At 74.3% G+C, this 22,097-nt stretch carries 11 protein-coding genes; 8 read left to right on the top strand and 3 right to left on the bottom strand.

Annotated features, from left to right (window positions below):
- Genes ACZ6ZQ_RS18655 through ACZ6ZQ_RS18635 form a run of 5 tightly spaced genes read left to right on the top strand, consistent with a single transcriptional unit; the run spans window position 1 to window position 15,568 of the window.
- Complete coding sequence (locus ACZ6ZQ_RS18655; protein WP_469769582.1) at window positions 1-4,704, top strand: amino acid adenylation domain-containing protein; 4,704 nt, start codon at window positions 1-3, stop codon at window positions 4,702-4,704.
- Window positions 4,701-8,786 carry a non-ribosomal peptide synthetase gene (locus tag ACZ6ZQ_RS18650; RefSeq protein WP_469769581.1) on the top strand — a complete coding sequence of 1,362 codons (4,086 nt, stop codon included), beginning with the start codon at window positions 4,701-4,703 and terminating at the stop codon, window positions 8,784-8,786. Before ACZ6ZQ_RS18655 ends, ACZ6ZQ_RS18650 begins: the two co-directional genes overlap by 4 nt.
- 7 nt (window positions 8,787-8,793) lie before the next feature.
- The gene (locus ACZ6ZQ_RS18645; RefSeq protein WP_469769580.1) at window positions 8,794-12,246 is read left to right on the top strand and encodes a non-ribosomal peptide synthetase; all 3,453 of its coding nucleotides are present in this window, start codon (window positions 8,794-8,796) and stop codon (window positions 12,244-12,246) included.
- On the top strand, window positions 12,243-14,342 hold the full coding sequence (locus ACZ6ZQ_RS18640; protein ID WP_469769579.1) for a beta-ketoacyl synthase N-terminal-like domain-containing protein: 2,100 nt from the start codon (window positions 12,243-12,245) through the stop codon (window positions 14,340-14,342). Before ACZ6ZQ_RS18645 ends, ACZ6ZQ_RS18640 begins: the two co-directional genes overlap by 4 nt.
- Window positions 14,339-15,568, top strand: a complete 1,230-nt coding sequence (locus ACZ6ZQ_RS18635; protein ID WP_469769578.1) for a cytochrome P450 — start codon at window positions 14,339-14,341, stop codon at window positions 15,566-15,568. Before ACZ6ZQ_RS18640 ends, ACZ6ZQ_RS18635 begins: the two co-directional genes overlap by 4 nt.
- Before the next feature lie 64 nt (window positions 15,569-15,632).
- On the opposite strand, the gene ACZ6ZQ_RS18630 is transcribed toward ACZ6ZQ_RS18635, so the two are convergent.
- On the bottom strand, window positions 15,633-16,718 hold the full coding sequence (locus ACZ6ZQ_RS18630; protein WP_469769577.1) for a mandelate racemase/muconate lactonizing enzyme family protein: 1,086 nt from the start codon (window positions 16,716-16,718) through the stop codon (window positions 15,633-15,635).
- 262 nt (window positions 16,719-16,980) lie between these two features.
- On the bottom strand, window positions 16,981-18,216 hold the full coding sequence (locus ACZ6ZQ_RS18625; protein ID WP_469769576.1) for a hypothetical protein: 1,236 nt from the start codon (window positions 18,214-18,216) through the stop codon (window positions 16,981-16,983).
- 131 nt (window positions 18,217-18,347) lie between these two features.
- On the opposite strand from ACZ6ZQ_RS18625, the gene ACZ6ZQ_RS18620 reads away from it, so the two are divergent.
- The 3 genes from ACZ6ZQ_RS18620 to ACZ6ZQ_RS18610 are packed head-to-tail and all read left to right on the top strand — an operon-like array spanning window position 18,348 to window position 21,027.
- Window positions 18,348-19,484, top strand: coding sequence for a DegT/DnrJ/EryC1/StrS family aminotransferase (locus ACZ6ZQ_RS18620; RefSeq protein WP_469769575.1), 1,137 nt, complete (start codon window positions 18,348-18,350; stop codon window positions 19,482-19,484).
- Window positions 19,481-20,293, top strand: coding sequence for a hypothetical protein (locus ACZ6ZQ_RS18615; RefSeq protein ID WP_469769574.1), 813 nt, complete (start codon window positions 19,481-19,483; stop codon window positions 20,291-20,293). The genes ACZ6ZQ_RS18620 and ACZ6ZQ_RS18615 overlap by 4 nt, the downstream gene beginning before the upstream one ends.
- Complete coding sequence (locus ACZ6ZQ_RS18610) at window positions 20,293-21,027, top strand: amidohydrolase family protein (protein ID WP_469769573.1); 735 nt, start codon at window positions 20,293-20,295, stop codon at window positions 21,025-21,027. The genes ACZ6ZQ_RS18615 and ACZ6ZQ_RS18610 overlap by 1 nt, the downstream gene beginning before the upstream one ends.
- Before the next feature lie 43 nt (window positions 21,028-21,070).
- Here the strand turns inward: ACZ6ZQ_RS18610 and ACZ6ZQ_RS18605 are convergent, their stop codons facing one another.
- The gene (locus ACZ6ZQ_RS18605; RefSeq protein ID WP_469769572.1) at window positions 21,071-22,036 is read right to left on the bottom strand and encodes a dihydrodipicolinate synthase family protein; all 966 of its coding nucleotides are present in this window, start codon (window positions 22,034-22,036) and stop codon (window positions 21,071-21,073) included.
- Window positions 22,037-22,097: the final 61 nt, after the last annotated feature.

Genomic DNA, 22,097 nt, shown 5'->3' with positions numbered 1-22,097 from the left:
ATGACTACGGGGGAAGGGCGGCAGCCGTCGCCGGTCGAGCGGTTCAGCGCACTCAGCGGTGAGCAGCGGATACGGCTCATGCGCCGGCTCGTCGAGGCCGGGCGGGCAGGGTCCGTACCCGCCGTCGTACCGCCGCGCGACGGCGAGGGACCGGTGCGGCTGGGACCTGCGCAGGAGGATCTGTGGGTGTACGACTCACTGTATCCGGGCACTCCGGCGCTCAATCTCTGCTCGGCGTACCACTTCGACGGGCCGGTCGATCCGGCTCACCTGGAGGCCGCGCTCACGCTGCTCCAGGAGCAGCACGATGTGCTCAGGAGCCGGATCAGCGGTACGGCCGGGGATCTGAGCGTCGGCTTCCCGCCCGCGCCGCCGTTCGTGCTGGAGCGCTTCGAGCTCGCGGACCCGGCCGGGCTCGCGGAGGTCTTCGAGGAGTTCCGGCGCCGGCCGTTCGACCTGGCGCAGGACCGGCTGATCAGGGGCGGATTCGTCCGGGTCGGCGGCAACCGGTCCACGCTGATGCTGAGCCTGCACCACATCATCACCGACTGGTGGTCCTTCGACGTGCTCCAGGCGGAGTTCGCGGAGGCCTACCGGTCGGTGCGGGACGGCACCGCGCCGCGGCTCGCCAGGCCTCGTGTCCAGTACGCCGATTTCGCCTCCTGGCAGCACGAGCTGGAGGCGGCCGGCGTGTTCGAGGCGCGGCTCGGCTTCTGGCGCCGCCATCTGGCGGATCCCCCGGGACCGCTGGTGGTGCCGGGCGCGTCGGTGGGCGGTCGGCGGGAGGAGGGCGGTATCGCACAGATCCCCTTCCGGATCGACGCGGCGACCGCCGACGCCGTGCGGGCCCTCGCCCGTGAGCGCGGGGCGACCGTGTACGTGGTGCTGATGGCCGCGTTCGCGGTGCTCGCGCACCGGCTGACCGGTGCCGACGACCTCGTGCTGGGGACACCGACGGCGAACCGTGCCGCGAAGGGCCTCGACCGGGTCATCGGATACGTCATGAACGCCGTGCCCACGCGCTGGCGGATCGGGCCGGGCGACTCCTTCGCGGATGTGCTCGGCCGGTTCGGCGCGGTCTTCCCCGAGCTGATGGCGAACGCCGATGTGCCGGTCGGACGGATCGTGTCGGCGGTAGCACCCGAGCGCAGCAGCGGGCATTCTCCGCTGTTCCAGTGGGTGTTCATGTATCTGGCGCAGCAGCGGAGCGTGGAGAACCTGCGGAGCCTGCGGGAGTTCGCGGAGCCGGAGCGCATCCACACGGGCGGTGAGCACGACTTCGTGGGCATCGTCCGGGACAGCGACGACGGCATGACCGGAAGCTTCGAGGTACGGACCGACCGTTACGACCCGGAGGCCGTGCGGCACTGGGCGGACAGCTACGCCGTACTGCTGCGGCAGCTCATGGCGGCGCCGGACGCTCTGCTGCGGGGCCACGACCTGCTGCCGGAGAACGAACGGCTGCCCGTGGGCGCGGGAGGCTGTCCGTCGGCGGAGACACTGCCCGGGCTGGTCGCCCGGCAGGCGGCCCGGATTCCGGATGCCGTCGCGCTCGAAGGGCTCGGACTCAGCCTCACCTACGGCGCGTTGCACGACCGCGTCGAACGCCTCGCGGCCCGGCTGGCCAGGCACGGGGCCGGGCCGGAGCGCATCGTGGCGCTGGCCCTGGGGCGCAGCCCGGAGATGGTGGTGGCCGCGCTGGCCGTGCAGCGCGCGGGCGCCGTGTATCTGCCGGTCGACCCCGCCTACCCGGCCGACCATGTCCGCCGCACCCTCCAGGACGCGGCGCCGGCTCTGCTGGTCACCGGGACGGACGTGGAACTGCCGCCCGTCGGCGACATTCCGCGGCTGGTGCTGGACGCGCACGCGTACGGGGACGAGCCGCCGGCCGGGGCGCCTGGACCGGTCGAGCCGGCGCGCGCCGCGTACGTCATCCACACCTCCGGCTCCACCGGGCGCCCCAAGGGCGTCGTGGTCACCCACTCCGGCATCGCGGCGTTCGCCCACAGCCTGGTGGACCGTTTCGAGCTGGGCCGGGACGACCGGATCGTGCAGCTCGGCTCCCCCGCGTTCGACATCTCCGTGGCCGAGATGTGCCTCGCCTTCGGCTCGGGCGGCGCGCTGGTCGTACCGCCCGCGGGACCGCTCGCCGGGCAGGCTCTCGCGGATGTTCTCGACCGGGAGCGCATCACGTTCACGATGCTGACGCCGTCCGTGCTCGCGAGCGTCCCGCCGGGGGCGTACCCGGCGCTGCGCGGGGTGTGTGTCGGTGCGGAGTCCTGCCCGCCGGAGCTGGTCACGGTGTGGGCGGCACAGGGGCGGAGCTTCCACAACGCGTACGGCCCCACCGAGTCCACGGTGGCTGCCACGGCGAGCGGCCCGCTCGCCGCGGACGGTACGCAACCGGCCATCGGCACCCCGGTCAGCGGTACCCGTGCCTACGTCCTGGACGAGTGGCTGCGCCCCCTTCCGGTGGGCGTGCGCGGCGAGCTCTATCTGGCGGGTCTGGGCCTGGCACGCGGCTATCTGGGCCGTGCGGGCCTGACCGCGGAGCGTTTCGTGCCCGACCCGTTCGGACCGCCGGGCTCGCGGATGTACCGCACCGGGGATCTGGCCCGCCGTCGCCCCGACGGCGCGCTGGACTGTCTCGGCCGTGCCGACGAGCAGATCAAGCTCCACGGCTTCCGTATCGAACCCGCCGAGATCACCTCGGTCCTCACCGGGCATCCGGCCGTCTCGGCGGCGGTGACGGTGCTCCGCGAGGACGTGCCGGGGCGCAGGCGGCTCGTGGCGTACGTGGTGCCGGGCGGCGCGGAGCACGCCGGTCGTCCGGACGAGGACGCGCTGCTCGGGTACGTGGGACGGCGGCTGCCCGCGCACATGGTGCCGGCGGACGTCGTGGTGCTGGACGCACTGCCGGTCGGGGCGAACGGGAAGACCGACCGGGGCGCGCTCCCCGCCCCCAGCCGCGGCGGTGAGCCGCCGCAGCAGGCGCGATCGGGCCGTGAAGAGCTGATGTGCGGGCTGTTCCGGGACGTGCTCGGGGTCGAGGTCGGGGCCGGGGACGACTTCTTCCGGCTCGGCGGGGACAGCATCATGGCGATCCAGCTCGCGGGCCGGGCGCGGGACGCCGGTCTTGTGGTGGCGCCCCGGGATGTGTTCGAGGCGCGCACCCCGGCGAATCTGGCGGCCGCCGCGCGGGAGGCGGACGGACCGGGCGCCGAGGACAGCGGTACGGGTCCGTTCCCGCCGACGCCGGTCATGCGCTGGTGGCGGGAGCAGGGCGGTGAGCGCACGGCGTTCACGCAGTCGATGCTGTTCCCGGTGCCGGCCGGAACGGGCGCCGGGACCGTCGGCGACGCGGTGACGGCGCTCGTGGAGCGGCACGGGGCGCTGCGGATGCGGGTACGGGACGGCGAGGAGCCGGAGGTCGCGCCGCCGGGTGAGGCCGCGGCCGTGGAGGTCGAGCGGGTCGACGCGCGGGCGCTCACCGACGACGCGCTCCGCCCCGTCGCGCGCAGGACCGCCGAGGGCATCCGGATCGAGCCCGGGGCCGGGATGGTGCGGGCCGTCTGGTTCGACCGCGGCACCGAGCTGCCGGGACGGCTGCTGCTGACCGTCCACCATCTCGCCGTCGACGGGGTGTCGTGGCGGGTGCTCGGCCCCGAGCTGGCCCGGCTTCTCGAAGGGGCGCGGCCGGGCGGCCACGCTCCGGGGACCTCCTTCCGCCGCTGGGCCGCGCTGCTGGCCGACCGGGCCGCGGACGCCGGCCGCGCTTCGGCCGAACCCGCCTGGTGGGAGCGGACGTTGGGCGGCCCGGACGCCCGGCTCGCCGGTGGCCGGGGCGCGGGTTCCCCGCGTGCCACGGTGACCGTCGAGCTGCCCCCGGACCTCACGGAGGCGGTCGTCGTCGCCGTACCGGCCGCGTACCGCTGCCGGCCCGACGCCGTCCTGCTCGCCGGGCTGGTCCTGGCCGCCTCGCGGTGGCGCGACGGTGACGACGGCGCGGCGGGCGGACTTCTGGTCCAGCTGGAGGGGCACGGCCGGGAGACTCCGGCCGGGGCGGAGGACGTGGACGTGTCCCGGACGGTGGGCTGGTTCACGACCCAGTACCCGGTACGGCTCGACGGCGGCGGCGAACCGGCGGCGGTGCTCCGCGGGGTCGAGGAACGGCTGCGTGACGTGCCGGACGGGGGGCTCGGCTGGGGACTCCTGCGGTATCTCAACCCGGACACGGCTCCGCGGCTCGCCGCTCTGCCCGTGCCCGATGTGCGCTTCAACTACCTGGGGCGGCTGGCCGGGGCGGACGCGGCGGGCGGCGAGCTGTTCGGCGCGGCGGCGGAGGCGCTGCCGCTCGGCCACGCGCTGGAGATCGACGCGGTGGCCGAGGAGCACGGGGACGGGCTGCGGCTGACATCCGGCTGGTCGTACGCGGAGGAGGTCTTCGACGGGCAGGGGATACGGCGGTTCGCCGGGCTGTGGCGGGAGGCTCTGGAGGAGCTGGCCGCGCTCGCCGTTGAGTCCGACGGGGGTCCCGAGTCCGCCGGGTTCGACGGGTCCCCCGGGTTCCACGGGTCCCCCGGGGCCGCCGACGGATCCGGAACCGGCCGGACCGCGTCCGGTGCGCCCGGGTACAGCGTCTCGGACTTCCCCCTCGTCGAGCTGACCCAGGATCAGCTCCAGCTCCTGGAGGAGGGGCTGTGAGCGGGAAGATCGCCGACGTACTGCCGCTCGCCCCCGCGCAGGAGGGGCTGCTCTTCCATGCGCTGCGCGATACGGAGGGCCCGGACCCGTATCTGGTCCAGGCCCGGTTCCGCGCGGCACGCGCGATGACCGCGGACGCGGCGCGGGAGGGCGTGACGGCGCTGCTGGAGCGGCATCCGAATCTGCGCGCCTGCTTCCGGCACCGCCGGCTCGACCAGCCGGTGCAGGTGATTCCGGCGCGGGTGACGGTGCCCTGGTCGGAGGCGGACCTCACCGGTCTCCCCCCGGAGGAGGTCACGGCCGGGCTGCGGCGCCTGATGGACGAGGACCGCGCCGTCCGCTTCGATCCGGCCCGACCACCGCTCGTACGGTGCCTGTGGGTACGGCACGACGAGGGCGCCGAGCTGGTGCTGACCCTGCATCACATCCTGCTGGACGGCTGGTCGATGCCGGTGCTGGCACGGGATCTGGCGGCGCTGTGCTCGGGCGGGCGGCCCACCGCGCCGGCCGTCCCCTACCGGCGCTATCTGGAGTGGCTGCGGCGGCGAGAACCGGGTGCCGCGGAGGAGGCCTGGGCGGAGGCGCTCGCGGGCCTGGAGCGCCCTGCCCTGCTCGGCGCGGCGGCGAACGTCCACGCCCGGGAATTCGACGCCCGCGAGCACGGCGCCCACGAGCCCGGCACGCACGAACACGGCACGCACGAGCCCGACGCCCAGGAACGCGGCGCCCACGAGACCGACGTCCACGAACTCGACGTCCGGCTCACGGAAGAGCTCACCGCCGCGCTCGGCCGGGCCGCCGCCGACGCGGGCGTCACCCTCAACACCCTCACCCAGACCGCCTGGGCCCTCGTCCTGGCCCGGATGACCGGTTCGGACGATCTGGTCTTCGGCGCGGTCGTGTCGGGCCGCCCGCACGATCTGCCCGGTGTCGAGTCGATGGTCGGCCTCTTCATCAACACCCTTCCGGTACGGATACGGCTGCGCGCCGACGAACCGGTCGGCGCCCTGATGGCCCGGATCCAGGACGAGCAGCTGCGTCTCGTGTCCCACCACCATGTGCGGCTGGCGGAGATCCAGCGGCGGGCCGGAACGGGTGAACTCTTCGACACGGTCCTGGCCTTCGAGAACTTCCCGCGCGGCGACGCCGACCGGTCCGCCGGACAGGCTCTGAGGCTGACGGAGGTCCGCGACGCCACCCACTACCCGGTGACCGTCGCGGTCGCCGCGGGCGGCCCGCGCACCCTGCTGCGGCTGAGCTGCCGCGGCATCGACGCGCACCGGATCGCGGGGCGTCTCGTGTGCGCCCTGGAGGAGCTGACCGGGGATCCCCGCAGACCGGTCGGCCGCGTGGACGTCCTGCCGGAGCGGGAGCGCGCGGAACTGCTCGCCGCGTCCGCGGGCGCGACGGCGCCGTCGGCACCGTCGGCGCCGTCCGGGCCCGGCACCGTGACCGCGCGGTTCGCCGACCAGGTGGGCCGTGCCCCGGACGCGGTTGCGGTACGGGACCGTGGACGGGACCTCACCTACGCCCAACTGGACACCGCCGCACAGCAGCTGGCGGAACGGCTGACGGCGGCGGGAACCGGCGCCGAGGACGTCGTCGGGGTGCTGCTGCCCCGCTCGGCGGAGTTGATCGTCGCGCAGCTGGCCGTACTCAAGTCCGGGGCCTGCTATCTGCCGCTGGACCCCGCGCAGCCCGCGGACCGGACCGCGCGGCTGCTAGCCGCTTCCGGAGCACGGGCGGTCATCAGCGAGGACGGCGGCGTACGTGCGCTCGCGCCGGGCGGGAGCGGGGCGGCCGGACCGGAGACGGCGGCCGCCTCCCCGGACTCCGCCGCGTACACCATGTTCACCTCGGGCTCGACCGGGGAGCCCAAGGCCGTCGTCGTCCCGCACCGCGCGGTCGTCGCGCTCACGGAGGACACCCGGCTGCGCGGTGGGGCCCACCGACGTGTGCTCTTCCACAGCGCGCACACCTTCGACGCCGCCACGTACGAGGTGTGGGTGCCGCTGCTGAACGGCGGCACCGTCGTCGTCGCCCCGCCCGGACCCCTCGCTCCGAAGGCCCTCGGGCGGCTGCTGGCCGCCGAGGACGTCAGCGCGCTCTGGCTCACCGCCGAGCTGCTGCGTACGATCGCCGACCTGGCGCCCGGGGTGCTCGGCGGACTGCGCGAGGTGTGGGCAGGGGGCGATGTCGTGTCGCCCGAGGCGGTGCGGCGGGTCCGGGAGCACTGCCCCGGCACGCGCGTCGTCAACGGCTACGGCCCCACGGAGACCACCGTGTTCGCCACGGCCGGGACGGACGACGCCGTGGCGATCGGCCGTCCCCTGGACGGTACGCGGGCGTACGTCCTGGACGGCCTGCTGCGGCCCGTGCCCGATGGCACCGCCGGGGAGTTGCATCTCGCCGGGACCGGTCTGGCCCGCGGCTACCTGGGCCACCCGGCCGCCACCGCCTCGCGGTTCGTCGCCGACCCGTACGGCCCGCCCGGCTCCCGGATGTACCGCACCGGCGATCTGGTACGCCGTACCCCCGACGGCGTCCTCCACTTCCTCGGCCGCACCGACGACCAGGTGAAGGTGCGCGGGTTCCGGATCGAGCCGGCGGAGGTGGAGGCGGCACTGGAGACGTCCGCGGACGTCGCGCGCGCGGTGGTGACCGCCCGGCCGGGACCGGCCGGGGGCAAGGTCCTCGCGGCGCATGTCGTCCTCGCCGAGGGCGGCCGGCTCGACGCGGTACGCGCCGAGCTGGCGCGCAGACTCCCCGCCCATCTGGTGCCGTCCCTCTGGAGCGCCATCGACGCCGTCCCGCTCACTCCGCACGGCAAGACCGACCGCGCGGCCCTGCCGGATCCGGTGCCCGCCCCCGCGCCGTCACCGGCGCGGCCGCCCCGCACGGCGCGGGAGAAGGAGCTGTGCGCACTGTTCGCCGAGGTCCTGTTCGACGACGGCCGGGCCGCCGCGCCCGACACGGACTTCTTCGCCTCCGGCGGGCACTCCCTCCTCGCGCTCCGGCTGTGCGCCCGGATCGAGACGACGCTGGGCGTGTCCGTGCCGGTCGCCACGCTCTTCGCCGCTCCGACTCCGGCCGCGCTGGCGGCACGGCTCGCCGGGCCCGACGAGGCGACGGAACGGCCCGTCGGCGCGGGCGACACGGCCACCGTCCCTCGTGCCGTCCTCGACCCGCTGCTCACCCTGCGCCCCCCGCTCGGCACGGACGACAACCGGATGGGCGACGCCGCCACGCCCCCCGGCACAAGCGACGCCACACGCAACGCCACACGCACCGCCACGAGCGACGAGCGCATGAACGGCAGCACCCCCCTGTTCTGTCTGCCGCCCGGCTCGGGCATCGGATGGTCGTACGCCGCGCTGCTGCCCCATCTCCCGCCCGGCCGGCCGGTGTACGCCGTGCAGACGGCAGCGTTCCCGCAGGCCGACAGCATGGGAGCCATCGCCGAGGCCTGCCTGGAGCAGATCCGCAGCGTCCGCCCCCATGGCCCCTATCTGCTGATCGGCCGGTCGTTCGGGGGGCCGCTCGCCTACGAGGTCGCCGTGCGGCTGCGGCGGGACGGTGAGGAGATCGGGCTGCTCTGCGTCCTCGACGCGCTACCGCGCTACCCCGACTCTCCGTACACCCCGCCACCCGCCGCGAGCGACCGGGTCGAGCAGGAGGTGATGGAGATCCTGCTGCAGGGCCAGGCACCGGGCACGCCGGTCCCACCGGGCCGGCTCGACAGGGCCGAGGTGTTCGGGCTGGTGCGCGGCTCGGGCGGGGTCCTCGCGGAACTCGGCGACGACGACCTGGGCACGCTGGCCGACCGGTGCGCCGCGCACATCCGGCTGGCCCACCGGTGGGTGCCGTCGCCCGGCCTCGACCGGTACGACGGTGCCCTGACGCTGTTCTCGGCCACCGGGGACGCCGACGGCATCCCGACGGCCGAGAAGACGGCGGCCTGGCGCCGCTGCTCGGCGGGCGTCGACGTGCACGAACTCGCCTGTGCGCACAAGGACGTACTGACTGCCGGACCGGCGGCGCGGATAGCCGCGGTCCTCGAAACCGCACTACGGGGGAAATGAGCGCGCCATGGACATCGAGGAGTACGAGTTTCCCGTCTCCGCCGCACAGGGCCGGCTGCTGGTGCTGGACCAGCTGAACCCCGGCACCGCCCAGTACAACGTGCCCGCCGCCTTCGCCGTGCGCGGGCCCTTCGACGTGGCCGCGTTCCGCCGCGCGCTGGACGCGCTGGTCGCACGCCACGAGTCGCTGCGTACCGTCTTCAGGGCGGGGCCCGGCGGCGAACCGATGCAGATCGTCGCCGCCGAGGCGCGGGCCGAGCTGCGGGTGGAGCGGGACGTGGCGGCCGCGGAGGTGGCCGGGCTGATGCGGGCGGAGGCGGGGCGGCCGTTCGACACGGCCACCGGGCCGCTGCTGCGCGGCGCGGTGTACGCGGTGGCCGACGGCAGCCACCGGGTCCTGCTGGTCGCGCACCATCTGGTGTGCGACGGCTGGTCGCTCCAGATCATGCTGCGCGGGCTGTCTGCGGCGTACGAGGACGAGCTCAAGGGCCTGCCGCACTCCCCTGCCGAACTGCCGCTCCAGTACCCGGACTTCGCCGCCTGGCAGCGCGACCGGCTCGGGCGCGGGGAGTACGCGGCGGCCGTCGCGCACTGGGCCGACGAGCTGAGCGGCGCGCCCGAGACCATGGCGCTGCCGCTGGACCGGCCGCGTACGGCGGCTCCGTCGGCGGCGGGCTCCGCGGTGCGGTTCGTGCTCGACGCGGGCGTACGGGAGCGGATCGCGAAGGTGGCGGCGGAGCAGGGGGCGACGCCGTTCATGGTGCTGTTCGCCGCCTACGCCGCGTTTCTGGGACGGTTGTCGGGGCGTGAGGACCTGGTGATCGGGTTCCCGGTGTCCGGCCGGGACCGTGCGGAGCTCCAGGACATGGTCGGAATGCTGACCAACACCCTCGCGCTGCGTGTGGACCTGTCCGGGGACCCGGGGTTCGGCGAGCTGGTGGGGCGGCTGCGGGAGCGGCTGCTGGCGGGGCAGCCGTATCAGGACGCGCCGTTCGAGGCGGTCGTCGACGCGGTGGCGCCGGTGCGGGAGACGAGCCATGACCCGCTGGTGCAGGCGGTGTTCGCGTACGACGACGACACGGAGCCGGTGCTCGACCTGGCCGGTGCGGAGTCGGAGCGGATCGAGCTGGTGCTGGACACCGCGAAGTTCGATCTGCATCTGCATGTGGAGCGGTGGGGCGGCGAGCTGGTGGCCCAGCTGATCCACCGCAGCGAGCTGTTCGAGCCGTCGACGGTGCGGCGCTGGGTGCGGAACTTCCGGACGCTGCTCGACGGGCTGCTGGAGCGGCCGGGCGCGCCGCTGTCCACGGTGGACGCGGTCCCCGAGGACGAGCGCCGGTCCGTCCTGGCGGGCGCCGACCGCTCCGCCGAGGCCGCGCCCCCGGGGCCGCTCGTCCCGGACCTGGTGGCGGCGCGGGCCGCGGAACGCCCGGATGCGGTGGCCCTGGTGTGCGGGCCCGTCGTCCTCACGTACCGCGAACTGCTCGCCCGCGCCGACACACTCGCGGGCCGCCTCCGCGCCTCGGGCGCCCGCCCCGGCACCCGCGTCGGCCTGCTGCTCCCCCGCTCGGCGAACATGGCCCTGGCCGCACTCGCCGTCCTCCGCGCGGGCGCCGCCTATGTCCCGCTGGACCCCGGCCACCCCGAAGCCCGTCTCGCGGCCATGGCCCGCGACTCGGGCATGACGTTGCTCCTCGCGGACGCGGAGACGGAGGCGAAGGCGGCGGGCCTCGGCCCTCAGGTCCTGCGGATGCCGGACGGGACCGGACCGGACCCTGCGTCCGGCGGGCCGTCATGGCCCGCGCCCGCACCCGCGGATCTCGCCTACGTGCTGTTCACGTCCGGCTCCACCGGTGTCCCGAAGGGCGTCGCCGTGGAGCACCGTGCGCTGGCGAATCTGGCCGTGGCCGTGCGGGAGCGGTTCCCGGTCACGGGCGACGACCGGGTGCTGCAGTACGTGTCGTTCGGGTTCGACGTCGCCGTGTCCGATCTGTTCTTCGCCTGGGTCGCCGGCGCCGAGCTGCACATCGCGCAGGAGGACGAGCGGCTCGGCGACGCGCTCCATGCGCGGCTGCGGGACTCGCGGATCACCTACGTCTTCCTGCCGCCGTCCGCCGCGATGCTGCTGCCGTCGCCCCTGACCGGGCTGCCCCATCTGCACACGATCGCGGTCGGCGGCGAGGCGTGCCCGGCCGAGCTGGTCGCGCGGCTGAGCGCGCCCGGACGCAGGGTGCTGAACGCGTACGGGCCCAGCGAGGCCACCGTCTACTCGACGACCGCCGAACTGCGGCCCGGTGAGCCGGTGGTGATCGGGGATTCCGTGCCCGGCGACCGGACGTATGTGCTCGATGCGCGGCTGCGGCCGGTGCCTGCCGGCGTCGTCGGGGAGGTGTACGTCGCGGGCGCCTCGCTCGCGCGGGGCTACCTCGGGCGGCCCGGGCTGACGGCCGAGCGGTTCGTGGCCGATCCGTACGGGCCGCCGGGCTCGCGGATGTACCGCACAGGCGATCTGGGCCGGTTCGACTCGGACGGTGTGCTGCACTATCTCGGCCGCACCGACACCCAGGTGAAACTGCGTGGCTTCCGCGTCGAACTCGGCGAGATCGAGACGGCGCTGGCGGCGTGCCCCGGTGTGACGGTGGCCGCGGCCGCCGTCCGCGGGAGCGGCGGGGAGCAGCGGCTCGTGGCGTATGTCGTCGGGGCGGAGGACACGCCGGACGGCGCGCTGCGCGCCCGTCTCGCCGAGCGGCTGCCGGCGTACATGGTTCCGGAGGTCTTCGTCCGTCTGGCCGAGCTGCCGCTCAACCGCTCGGGGAAGATCGACCGGTCCCGGCTGCCCGAACCGCGCTCCGTACGCCCGGAGCTGGCCGAGTCGTACGCCCCGCCGCGCACCGCGGTGGAGGAGTTCGTGGCCGGGGTCTGGGCTTCGGTCCTCGGCGTCGACCGGGTCGGCGTCCACGACAACTTCTTCGAGCTGGGCGGCAATTCGGTACGGCTGCTCGCGGTGCTCGCGGCCCTGCGTGCGGGTCTTCCCGGCGCCGGAGCGGGCCGCTCCGCCGGGCCGGAGCCCTCCCCGGGAACGGACCTGTCCACCGGGCCCGGCCGACCGCCGGCAGTCGCCGCCGGACCCGGGCCGCGACCCGAGTCCCCCTCCGGTGCCGACCGGGGCCCGGACGCGGGCGCGAGACCGACCCCGGACCCGGAGACCATCCCACGCCCGGACACCGGCCCGGACGCAGGCGCGAGCCCGGACTCGGACACCGGCAGCGGGGCCACCTCCTCGATCGCTCTCGTCGATCTCTTCCGCCATCCCACCGTCTCCGCGCTCGCCGCCCGGCTCGAACGGGACGCGACACCCGGCACCGGCCCCGCGGGCCACGCGCAACGCGGCGCCGACCGACGCACACGACAGGCCGCGGCCGCCCAGCGGCTCCGATCCAGGAAAGGCACCACGCGATGACCGAAGTGACCGCAGGCGCGATAGCGATCACCGGAATGAGCGGCCGCTTCCCCGGCGCCCCCGACCTCCGCACGTACTGGCGGAATCTGCGGGACGGCGTCTGCTCCCTCACGGACTTCACCCCCGGCGAACTCGACGCGGCTGGTGTGGACCCGGACGAGGCGAGACTGCCCGGCTACGTGCCCTCCCAGGGCCATCTCGCGGACGCGGACCGCTTCGAGGCCGAGCTGTTCGGCTTCAACCGCACCGAGGCCGCCGCGCTCGACCCCCAGCACCGGCTGCTGCTGGAGACCGCGTGGGCCGCGCTGGAGGACGCGGGTCACGGACCGCGGGACGCGGCGCCGGTCCGTACCGGCGTGTACGTCGGCGGCAGCCCCACCGAGCACATGCTGGCCGCGCAGACCGACCGGGGGCTGGCCACGTCGATCGGCGCGATGCAGGTGCGGATCCTCACCGACCGCGAGTTCCTGGCGCCCTGGGTGTCGTACCGGCTCGGGCTCGACGGCCCCAGCATGACCGTCCAGACGGCCTGTTCGACCTCTCTCACGGCCGTGCATCTCGCCGCGCAGGCACTGCTGCTCGGGGAGTGCGACACGGCGCTCGCGGGCGGCGTCGCCGTCGGCTCCGTGCACAAGCACGGGTACGTCCACCAGGAGGGCGGGATCTTCTCGCCGGACGGCCGCTGCCGGCCCTTCGACGAGCGCGCGGCAGGGACCGTACCGGGCCACGGTGTCGGTGTGGTCGTGCTGCGCAGGCTGGAGGACGCGCTGGCGGACGGCGATCCGGTGCGCGCCGTGCTGCGCGGTACGGCGGTGACCAACGACGGGGCGGCGAAGGTCGGTTTCACGGCGCCCGGTGTGGACCAGCAGACCGCGGCGATCGCGGAGGCCTGGTCCGCGGCCGGGCTCGAACCGGCCCTGGCCCAGTATCTGGAGGCGCACGGCACGGGGACGCTGCTCGGCGACCGGATCGAGATCGCCGCGGCCTCGGCGGCGCTGGCCGGATCGGCGGGCTGCCGGATCGGCTCGGTGAAGTCGAACATCGGGCATCTGGACGCCGCGGCGGGGGTCGCCGCACTGATCAAGACCGTGCTGATGCTGGAGCACGCCACGCTCGCACCGACCGTGAACGTCACCCGCCCGCACCCCGATCTGCCGGCCTCGCCGTTCCGGCTGGTCGAGCGGGCGGAGAGCTGGCCACGGCCGGCGGGCGGTGGCCCGCGGCTGGCCGGGGTCAGCTCGGTGGGGATCGGCGGGACGAACGTGCACGTGGTGCTGGCGGAGGCACCGCGCCTGCCCGCCCTGCCGGAGCCGCCCGGCCACACGGTCGAGGTCCTGCCGCTCTCCGCCCGTACGGAGGACCAGCTCGCCGCGCTGGCAGGCGAACTGGCCCAGGCCTTGGCGGCACCGGGCGCGCCCGCCCTCGCCGACGCGGCCCACACCCTGCGCACCGGCCGCACCCCGCTCGCCGCCCGTGCGTATGTGACGGCGGCCGGTCTTCCCGAGGCGGTCGCCGAGCTGGAGCGGCTCGCCCGGGGCGCGGCACCGGTGGGCGCGCCGCACCCGCTCGGCGAGGCATGGCTGAAGGGCGAGGACGTCGACTGGCCGGAGCCGGACGCGGGCACCGGCGTGCGGAGGGTGAGCCTGCCTGCGTATCCGTTCGCCGGGGACAGCTTCGGCGCGCTGCGACTCGGCCCGGTTCCCGTGCCGGTCTCCGCTCCCGCGGCGCCCGGAGCGTCCGGTGTGGCTGACGCAACCGGCGTACCCGGCGTACCCGAGGCAGCCGCTCCCGCGGACGGCGGGCTGCGCGCGTCCGTCTCCGCGGTCCTGCGCGAGACCCTCGGGCTCGACGGCCGGCCCGGCGATCTCGACGCGACGTACTTCGCGGTGGGCGGCGACTCCCTCACGGCCGTGCATCTGGTCGGGCGGCTGGGTGACGAGTTCGGTCTGGACGTACCCATCGAACTGTTCCTGGAGCAGCTGACGCTCAGCGAGATGGTGGACCGGATCGTCGCGGACCGCGCCACGGCCGGGTCCGGTGACGAGGGCTCGCTCGAAGCGCTCCTGGACGAGTTCGAGGCGGAGGCGGGGGCATGACGTACGCGATCGAGGACGTCGACCTGCTCGATCCCCGCCTGCACGTCCGTCAGGACCTCGGCCCGCTCTGGCACGCGCTGCGCCGCACCGATCCGGTCCGCCGCCAGCGCGTCGACCCGGCTCTCGGCGCGGCCGTCGACGCGTTCTGGGTGGTCACCCGGCACACCGACGTGCAGCGCGCGCTGCGCGACACCCGCACGTTCAGCTCGCAGGGCGGCAACATGCTCGGCACGCTGCTGAAGGGGTACGACCACGGCGCGGGAAAGATGCTCGTGGTCACCGATCCACCGCGGCACGGTGCCCTGCGCCGCCTCCTGACCGGCGGCTTCGGCCCGCGCACCCTCGGCCCGGTCACCGAGTCGATCGCCGTCTCCACGCGTGAGCTGCTCGCGGAGCTGGTGGCGCGCGGCGAGGGCGACTTCGTCGCCGAGGTCGCCGCCCAGATCCCGCTCCGCGCGATCTGTGAGCTGCTGGGGGTGCCCGCGGCCGACCGGGCGCGGGTGCTGGAGCTGACGGGCGCGGCGATGCTCGGTGAGCACGGCGATGACGGTGGGGTCGCGGGCATCGAGGCGCGCATCGCGCAGAGCGAGATCATGCAGTACTACACACGGCTGGCTGCCGAGCGGCGGGAGGCGCCGGGCAGCGACATCATCAGCCTGCTGGTGAGCAGCGAGGTGGACGGGGAGCCGCTGTCCGAGGAGGAGGTCCTCTTCAACTGCTACAACCTCATCATCGGGGGCGACGAGACCGCTCGGCTCTCGATGGCGGGCGGGCTGCTGGCGCTGGCCTCGCACGGCGAGCAGTGGGAACGGCTGCGCGCCGACCCGGACCTCGTCACGACGGCCACGGAGGAGATCCTGCGCTGGACGACCCCGGTCGCCCACATCGGGCGCACGGCGACGGCCGACACCGAGCTGAGCGGGGTCCGGATCGCGGCGGGGGACGCGGTGACGCTGTGGTGCGCCTCGGCGAACTTCGACGAGGAGGCCTTCGACGACCCGTACGTCTTCGACCTCGCCCGCGACCCGAACCGGCACGTCACCTTCGGCCACGGCCCGCACTTCTGCCTGGGGGCGCAACTGGCCCGGGTGGAGATCCGGACGCTGCTCGGCGAACTACGGCGGCAGGTGGCCTCCTTCGCGGTGACGGGCCCGGTGACCTGGCTGGAGTCGAACTTCATCCGGGGGGTGGGGTCGCTTCCGGTGTCGTTCGCACCGGCGGGCTAGGGCTTTCTCTTCGATCAGGCCGGATCAGCAGGATCCGGCGGACAGGCCCTGACCCCGCGCCGCCTCACAGCGACGTCAGCCCGTGCCCCAGTCCCGGCTGGTCCGTCAGCTCCACATGGCCCGTGTCCGCCGCCGCGGCGAAGGCCTCCGGCGCGAGCGGCTCCTCCTCGACGAGAAGGGGGCCGACCAGGTCCGGCGGGACCGTCGCGTGCGGCAGCGCCGCGGAGAGGTGTGCGGCCGCCAGGGTGGCCACACCCAGCTCCGGCATCGTGCCGATCTTCACGGCGAGGCCCGCAGCCTCCGCGAGGGCCGCGATCTGGCGGGCCCGGTAGAGGCCGCCGACCTTGAGGATCTTGATGTTGAGCACGTCGGCGGCGCCCCGGCGGACGAGTTCCAGTGCGTCGTGGAGCGACTGGAGGGACTCGTCGGCCATGACCCGTACTCCGCCGTGGGCGCGCAGGGCGGCGAGCCCGGCCAGGTCCCAGCGGGGCAGGGGCTGTTCGACCAGGTCCAGTCCGGCGTCGGCGAGGCGGCCGACGGTATGGGCCGCGCTGCCGGGTTCGTAGCCCTCGTTCGCGTCCAGGGACAGCTCGACCCCGTCGGGGATCGACTTCCGTACGGCGGCGACGAGTTCGACGTCCCGCTCCGGGTCCTCGCCGCCCTTGAGCTTGATGTGGGGGAAGCCCAGCCCGGCGTACCGGGCGGCCTCCTCGGCCGTCTCGTCGAGGCTGCCGAGGCCGACGACCCAGGTGGTGGGGACCCGGCGGGTGACGGCGCCGCCGAGGAGGAGGTGCGCGGGCCAGCCGGCGGAGCGCCCGGCGAGGTCGTGGAGGGCGAGGTCGAGCGCGGCCTTGGCCAGGTGCTGGCCGCGGATGGCGGCGTCCATCGCGGTGTGCGCTCCGGCCAGGTCACGGGGATCGCGGCCGATGAGGGCGGGTGCGGCGTGCTCGGTGACGGCGGCCCGCAGACCGGCGAGGGTCTCGCCGGTGTACGCGGTCATCGGGGAGGCCTCGCCGAAGCCGCAGGCCCCGTCGGTGGTCCGTACCTCGACGAGCAGGGTGACGAGTTCGGGGCTGGTGCCGCTGCTGATCGCGAACGGGCGGCGGTAGGGGGCACGGACGACGCGGGTGTGGAACGAGGCGATCCTCAAGCCGGCTCAGCTCCTTCGAATACTTCTTGTTCGGGGGTCGGTTCACCTCGGGGGCGCTCTGGTCCCTGTCGACGGTGGATCGTGCTCGATCGCTCACGCGGCGGTAGCCGCACATCGATACGGCCCTCGCGGTTTCCGCCCACGCGGCGGTAGCCGCAACTCGATCGCAGCCTCCCTTTCGACAGCGACGCGCCCCTTCGGCTCACTCGTCTTGTTTCGGTCCGGACCGTAACTTCCCGTGCGGCGGCCGTCCGCAAACGAGCTACAGCCGGACCCGGTACACGATCGGGGGCCTGCCTGTCTGTCCCTCCTGGCGGCTTCCGGTCGGGACGGCCACGCCCGCCCGTTCCAGCCGCTTGAGTATGCGCCGGGCCGTGCGCTGCTGTACGGAGAGGTGCTCGGCGACGAGGTGGGCGGTGAGGCCCTCGCCCCGGTCCGCGGCGGCCAGTTCGCGCAGCCGGTCCAGGGTCTGGGGGTTGAGGCCGACACGGCGGGCGAGCAGCACCGCGCTCTCGGGCACGGCGGGCTGTGCCTCCAGGTCGCCGGTGCCGGGGTCGAGGACGATGTCGACGTCGTCGGCCATCGACACCACGGCCGCGGCGGCGCCGACCGACCGTGCCCGGTTCACGGCACGGCGGGCGAGCGCCTCCGCCTCGGCGGCGGTACGCCCGAGCCCGAAGCCGACGTGCGCGGTGCCGTGCCGGGCGGCGAGGGCGTCGAGGAACGGGATGCGGGTGAACTGCCCGGTCGCCTTCTCCAGCACGCCGCGGGTGGTGACGACCAGCCGCTGCCCGTCCGGGAGATCGGCGAGGCTGCCGCCGAGGATCCGTACGTCCTCCGCCAGCCGGTCGTCCGCACCCGGCAGGTCGACGATGCCGAGGGCGACCTGCGCGTCCCCGCTGTGCTGTCCTGCGGTGGCCAGGACGAGCGCCTGGAGGGTGGCGAGGATCGAGTGCCGGGACGGGGCGAGCCGCACCGCGTGGGTCTGGTGCTCCAGCACATGGAACGCCGAGCCGAGGCAGGTGATCGCGACTCTCGACTCCTTGGTGTCCCGCGCGTCGAGGTGGAAGTCGACCAGGTCCTGCGAGGTGAGCCCGGGCCGGTACGGCAGCACCCGCACGTGCTCGGTCGGCAGCTTCGCCTCGGTGAGCGTCTCCAGCACCTCGTCGCGGCGCAGGGTGTCGATGGAGACGCGGGACACGTCGTGACCGAGCCTGAGCAGTTCGACGAGGGCCCGCAGCAGTGTGGCGCCGCTGTACGGGACGTACATCGCGGGGCGGTCGAGGATGCCGTCCGCGGTGGCGAGCGTGTGCGGGACCACGCCGGTGAACAGCAGGGCGTCCGCCGAGGAACGGGCCGCGGCGACGACGTCCGCCGTCTCGTCCTCGTGGCGGTACGGAAGCGGCAGCAGCTGGGCCGCTCCCGCCTGGCCACCGGCCACGGCGACCACCTTGTGGACCAGGTCCTCGGGGCCTATCACGCCGACCGTGAGCGGCATGGCCCGGTCTCCGTTCTGCTGGGGGGTTGACGCACGATCAGCTGAGGTTGACGCCCGATTGACGGCCAGTGACGGGAGTTCTACTTTCGGCCCAGGCCATAATCGCGTGCTGCCGAGAGGATAATCCCCCGATGCCGCAACGGGAAATGCCACTGCCCACAGTTCTCGATCCGCGCGGCAGGACCTTCGGCGAGGAGGAACGCGCCGCTGTGCTGCGCGTCCTCGACTCGGCGGTCCTGTGCGGGGCGTTCGGCCGGGAGGCCCGGGCGCTGGAGGCGGAGATGGCCGCGCTGTACGGGCGCTCCGAGGCCGTCTCGTCGAGCTCCGGCACGGCCGCGGTCCATCTCGCGGTGGCCGCGGCCGGCGTCGGCCCCGGTGACGAGGTCATTACCACACCGATCTCGGACTTCGGCACCGTCGCGCCGGTCGTCGCACAGGGCGGACGGGTGGTGTTCGCGGACGTACGGGCCGAGGACGGGAATCTGGACCCGGACGCGGTGGAGGCGGCGATCACCCCGCGCACCAGGGCGGTGATCGCCGTCCATCTCTTCGGCGGGGCCGCGGACATCGCCCGGCTGCGGGACATCTGCGACCGGCACCGGCTGCTGCTGATCGAGGACTGCGCACAGGCGTGGCTGGGCGAGGACCCCACCGGGCGTCTGCTCGGCACCGTCGGCGACATCGCCTGCTTCAGTCTCCAGCAGTACAAGCACATCACGGCGGGCGACGGCGGGCTCAGCATCACCGACGACCCGGAACTGGCCCGCCGTATGAGGCTGTTCATGGACAAGGGCTGGGACCGCGCCGAAGGCCGCATCCACCGCACGATGGGCCTCAACTACCGGATGACGGAGCTCGTCGCGGCGGTCGCCCGCGTCCAGCTGACCCGGGTCGCCGAGGTCGTACGCGTACGACGCGAACGGGCCGATCGGCTCGCTGCGGCGATCGACGGACGGCTGTCCGGAGGGGCACGGATGCCGTCGCGGCAGGGCCGCGCCGGGCACGCCTGGTGGGTGGTGCCGCTCCTCGTCGACGACAACTCCCATTGGGCGAAGGGACTTCAGGCGGCGGGCGTCCCGGCTCTTCCCGGCTATCTGGAGCGGCCGCTGTACGCCAATCCGGCACTGTCCGGCTATCCGCCGGGCCTGTGTCCCCGTGCGGAGACACTGATCGACCGTACGCTGCTGGTGCTGCAGTGGAACGAGGCGTACACCGAAGGCGATGTGGACCGGATCGCCCGCGCGCTGGGCGAGGTGGGAGCACCATGAGCACCCTGACGGGCCCTGGGACAGACCCTGGGACAGGCCCTGGCACGACGGCTCGGCACGACTGGCTGCGCGCGTACGACTGGCTGACGCCGGCCCCGCAGGAGCACATCGGCTGGGACGTGGACGTGCTGTACGGGCCCTGGCCCCGGCACCACCGGGACACCGGGCTCGCCGAGGTCCGCGACCGGCTCGCCCGCTCCACCGTCGCCGGGGCGCTGGCGCTGTCCACCCGCGGTCCGCTGTTCGACGACGGCGCGGGCAACGAGGAGACGCTGCGCGATCTGGCGGACTGCCCGGAGCTGCTGCCGGTCGGCACGGTCGACGTCCGGGACGCGCTGACCGCCGAGGAACGACTGGACGAGCTGACGGCCGCCGGGGTGCGCTTCCTGCGGCTGTTCACGGTCGACCAGGCCACCGACCCGGGCTTCCCCGGCTACCGGCGCGTGGTGGATCTCGCCCTCGACCGGGGGATGGTGCTGCTCCACGACGGCGACCCGCGCCGCTACGGACCGCCACTCACGGGCCGCGGCGCCACGGTGATCTTCCTGGATCTGCACGCGTACCTGCTGGCGGACTTCCTGCTGCTGGCTCGCGAGGAGCCGGGGTTCAAGGTCACCACGCGGCTGCTGTCCGGGCCCGACTCCATCGAGCGGGTCGTGGACTCGGTGGGCGCCCGCCATCTCGTCTTCGGCTCCCGCACACCCTTCATGGACATCTCTCCCCTGACACTGCGGCTGCGGTACGCCGCCATCTCCGACGACGACCGCGCCGCCATCGCCACCACGAACGTCGAGGAGCTGCTCCCCTGATGCCGATCATCGATGTGCATGCCCATGTGGGTCGCTGGCAGTTCCACCTGACCTGCGGCGACGCGGACACCAATCTGCGGCAGATGGACCGCTACGGCATCGATCTGCAGCTGGTGTCCGCGTCGGAGGCGGTCGTGTACGACGCGGTCGCGGGCAACGCGGCACTGCTGAAGGAACTGGCCTCCCGGCCGCGGCTGTACGGCTACGCCGTGGTGAACCCGAACCGGATCGAGGAGAGCGCGGCGGACCTGCGGCGCTGCCTGGACTCCGGGCGGTTCGTCGGGGCGAAGATCCACACCCACTACCCGGGGCGGCTTCCCGGCTCCCGTGAGATGGCCGAGGCGTTCGACGTCGTCGCCGAGGCCGGCGTACCGCTGCTGCTGCACACCTGGGGTCGTGAAGTCACCCTGCTGCCGGACCTGCTGGCGGCCCGGCCGGGACTGCGCGTGATCATGGGCCACGCGGGCGGCGACGCCTGGCGCGAGGCGGCACACGCCGCGGCCGCCTGCGACGGCCTGTACCTGGAGCACTGCCGAACGGCGGCGGACGCGGGCCGGATCGCGTACGCACGCGAGGCCGGGGTGCCGGTGGAGCGGATGCTGTTCGGTACGGACGCGACGCTGATCGACCCGTGCTGGTCGCTGGGCGTGATCCGCGACGCCCGGTTCACGGACGACGAACTGGACCGGGTGCTGTGGCGGAACGCGGCGGAGCTGTTCGACCTGAAGGTCTGACGCCGGGGCGCCCGCCGCAGGCGCCCCGCCACCGGGCGCCGGGCTAGGACGTGTCCGGCTCCTTCGCCAGCCGTTCCAGACAGTCCACCACGGCCCGCCGCTCCGCCGACGGCAGCCGCGGCCCGTACGGATCGTGCCCCGCCTCCTCCGGAATCAGCCCCTCCCAGACCGCCGCCCACAGCATGCGCTGCACATAGCCCTCGATCGGCGCGAGGAACGTCGCCTCCGCGAAGGCGTCGAGACGGCCCGAGGCACGCACGAACCCACCGTGGTCACCCGCCCGCCACGCGTCGAGCACCGCAGTCGTCAGCGGCACCCGCGCCGCCGCGATACCGACGAGCGCCGAGTCCGCGCCCCACATCAGTGAGGGCCCGAACATCCGGTCCTCGCCGGTGATGACGAGCTTCCCGCCCGGCTGCGCCGCGCGGATCGCGTCCTGGCAGGCCATCGCCCGGTCGAGGGTGGCGAGTTTGATGCCGGCGGCGGATGGGAGTGCGAGCAGCCGGCTCACGAGTTCGGGCGGGTACGGGTAGCCACCCGCCTCACCGTGCAGGAAGAACCCGAGCACGGGCAGACCGCTGGCGGCGGCGACCTCCTCGTGCAGGGCCACCGCCGCGTCGCCGTCGCCGTCCAGCTGCGCCAGCGGATAGACCATGACGGCGTCGGCGCCGCCCTCGGCCGCCTGCACCGCCATCGCCACGGTGGCGTCCACCGCATCGCGGAGTCCCGCCGCGCGCACCGATCGTGGCACCCCCGCCCCTGCCACGACCGGCCCGTCGACCGCCGCGCGCCACACCTCCAGGACGCGCCGGCGGTCCGCCTCGGAGAGATACAGACCGCGCCCTGTGTGCGCCCATACGGCGACACCGCCGATGGGGCCCTCGGCGATGCGCTCCGCGTAACCGCGCAGCGCTTCGCGTTCCACTACTCCCTGCGCGTTCATGGGAGTTGCCACCGCGGGCAGTACGGTGCCGCGCAGCCGGCGCACCAGAAGGTCCGTCGCAGACATGGGCGTTCTCTCCCGTCTGTTGCGGTCGTGGCCGTTACGCTAGCCTTTACGGCCCGGACCG

This window comes from Streptomyces sp. NPDC053673 (genome assembly GCF_055585225.1).
Note: the sequence above shows the minus strand (reverse complement) of the source record. Positions and strands in the feature narration are given on the sequence as shown.

What these genes read in the sequence shown, in the direction of transcription:
- ACZ6ZQ_RS18655 (WP_469769582.1), top strand. Translation starts at nt 1, where the DNA reads ATGACTACGGGGGAAGGGCGGCAGCCGTCGCCGGTCGAGCGGTTCAGC.
- ACZ6ZQ_RS18645 (WP_469769580.1), top strand. Translation starts at nt 8,794, where the DNA reads ATGGACATCGAGGAGTACGAGTTTCCCGTCTCCGCCGCACAGGGCCGG.
- ACZ6ZQ_RS18640 (WP_469769579.1), top strand. Translation starts at nt 12,243, where the DNA reads ATGACCGAAGTGACCGCAGGCGCGATAGCGATCACCGGAATGAGCGGC.
- ACZ6ZQ_RS18635 (WP_469769578.1), top strand. Translation starts at nt 14,339, where the DNA reads ATGACGTACGCGATCGAGGACGTCGACCTGCTCGATCCCCGCCTGCAC.
- ACZ6ZQ_RS18625 (WP_469769576.1), bottom strand. Translation starts at nt 18,216, where the DNA reads ATGCCGCTCACGGTCGGCGTGATAGGCCCCGAGGACCTGGTCCACAAG.
- ACZ6ZQ_RS18620 (WP_469769575.1), top strand. Translation starts at nt 18,348, where the DNA reads ATGCCGCAACGGGAAATGCCACTGCCCACAGTTCTCGATCCGCGCGGC.
- ACZ6ZQ_RS18615 (WP_469769574.1), top strand. Translation starts at nt 19,481, where the DNA reads ATGAGCACCCTGACGGGCCCTGGGACAGACCCTGGGACAGGCCCTGGC.
- ACZ6ZQ_RS18610 (WP_469769573.1), top strand. Translation starts at nt 20,293, where the DNA reads ATGCCGATCATCGATGTGCATGCCCATGTGGGTCGCTGGCAGTTCCAC.
- ACZ6ZQ_RS18605 (WP_469769572.1), bottom strand. Translation starts at nt 22,036, where the DNA reads ATGTCTGCGACGGACCTTCTGGTGCGCCGGCTGCGCGGCACCGTACTG.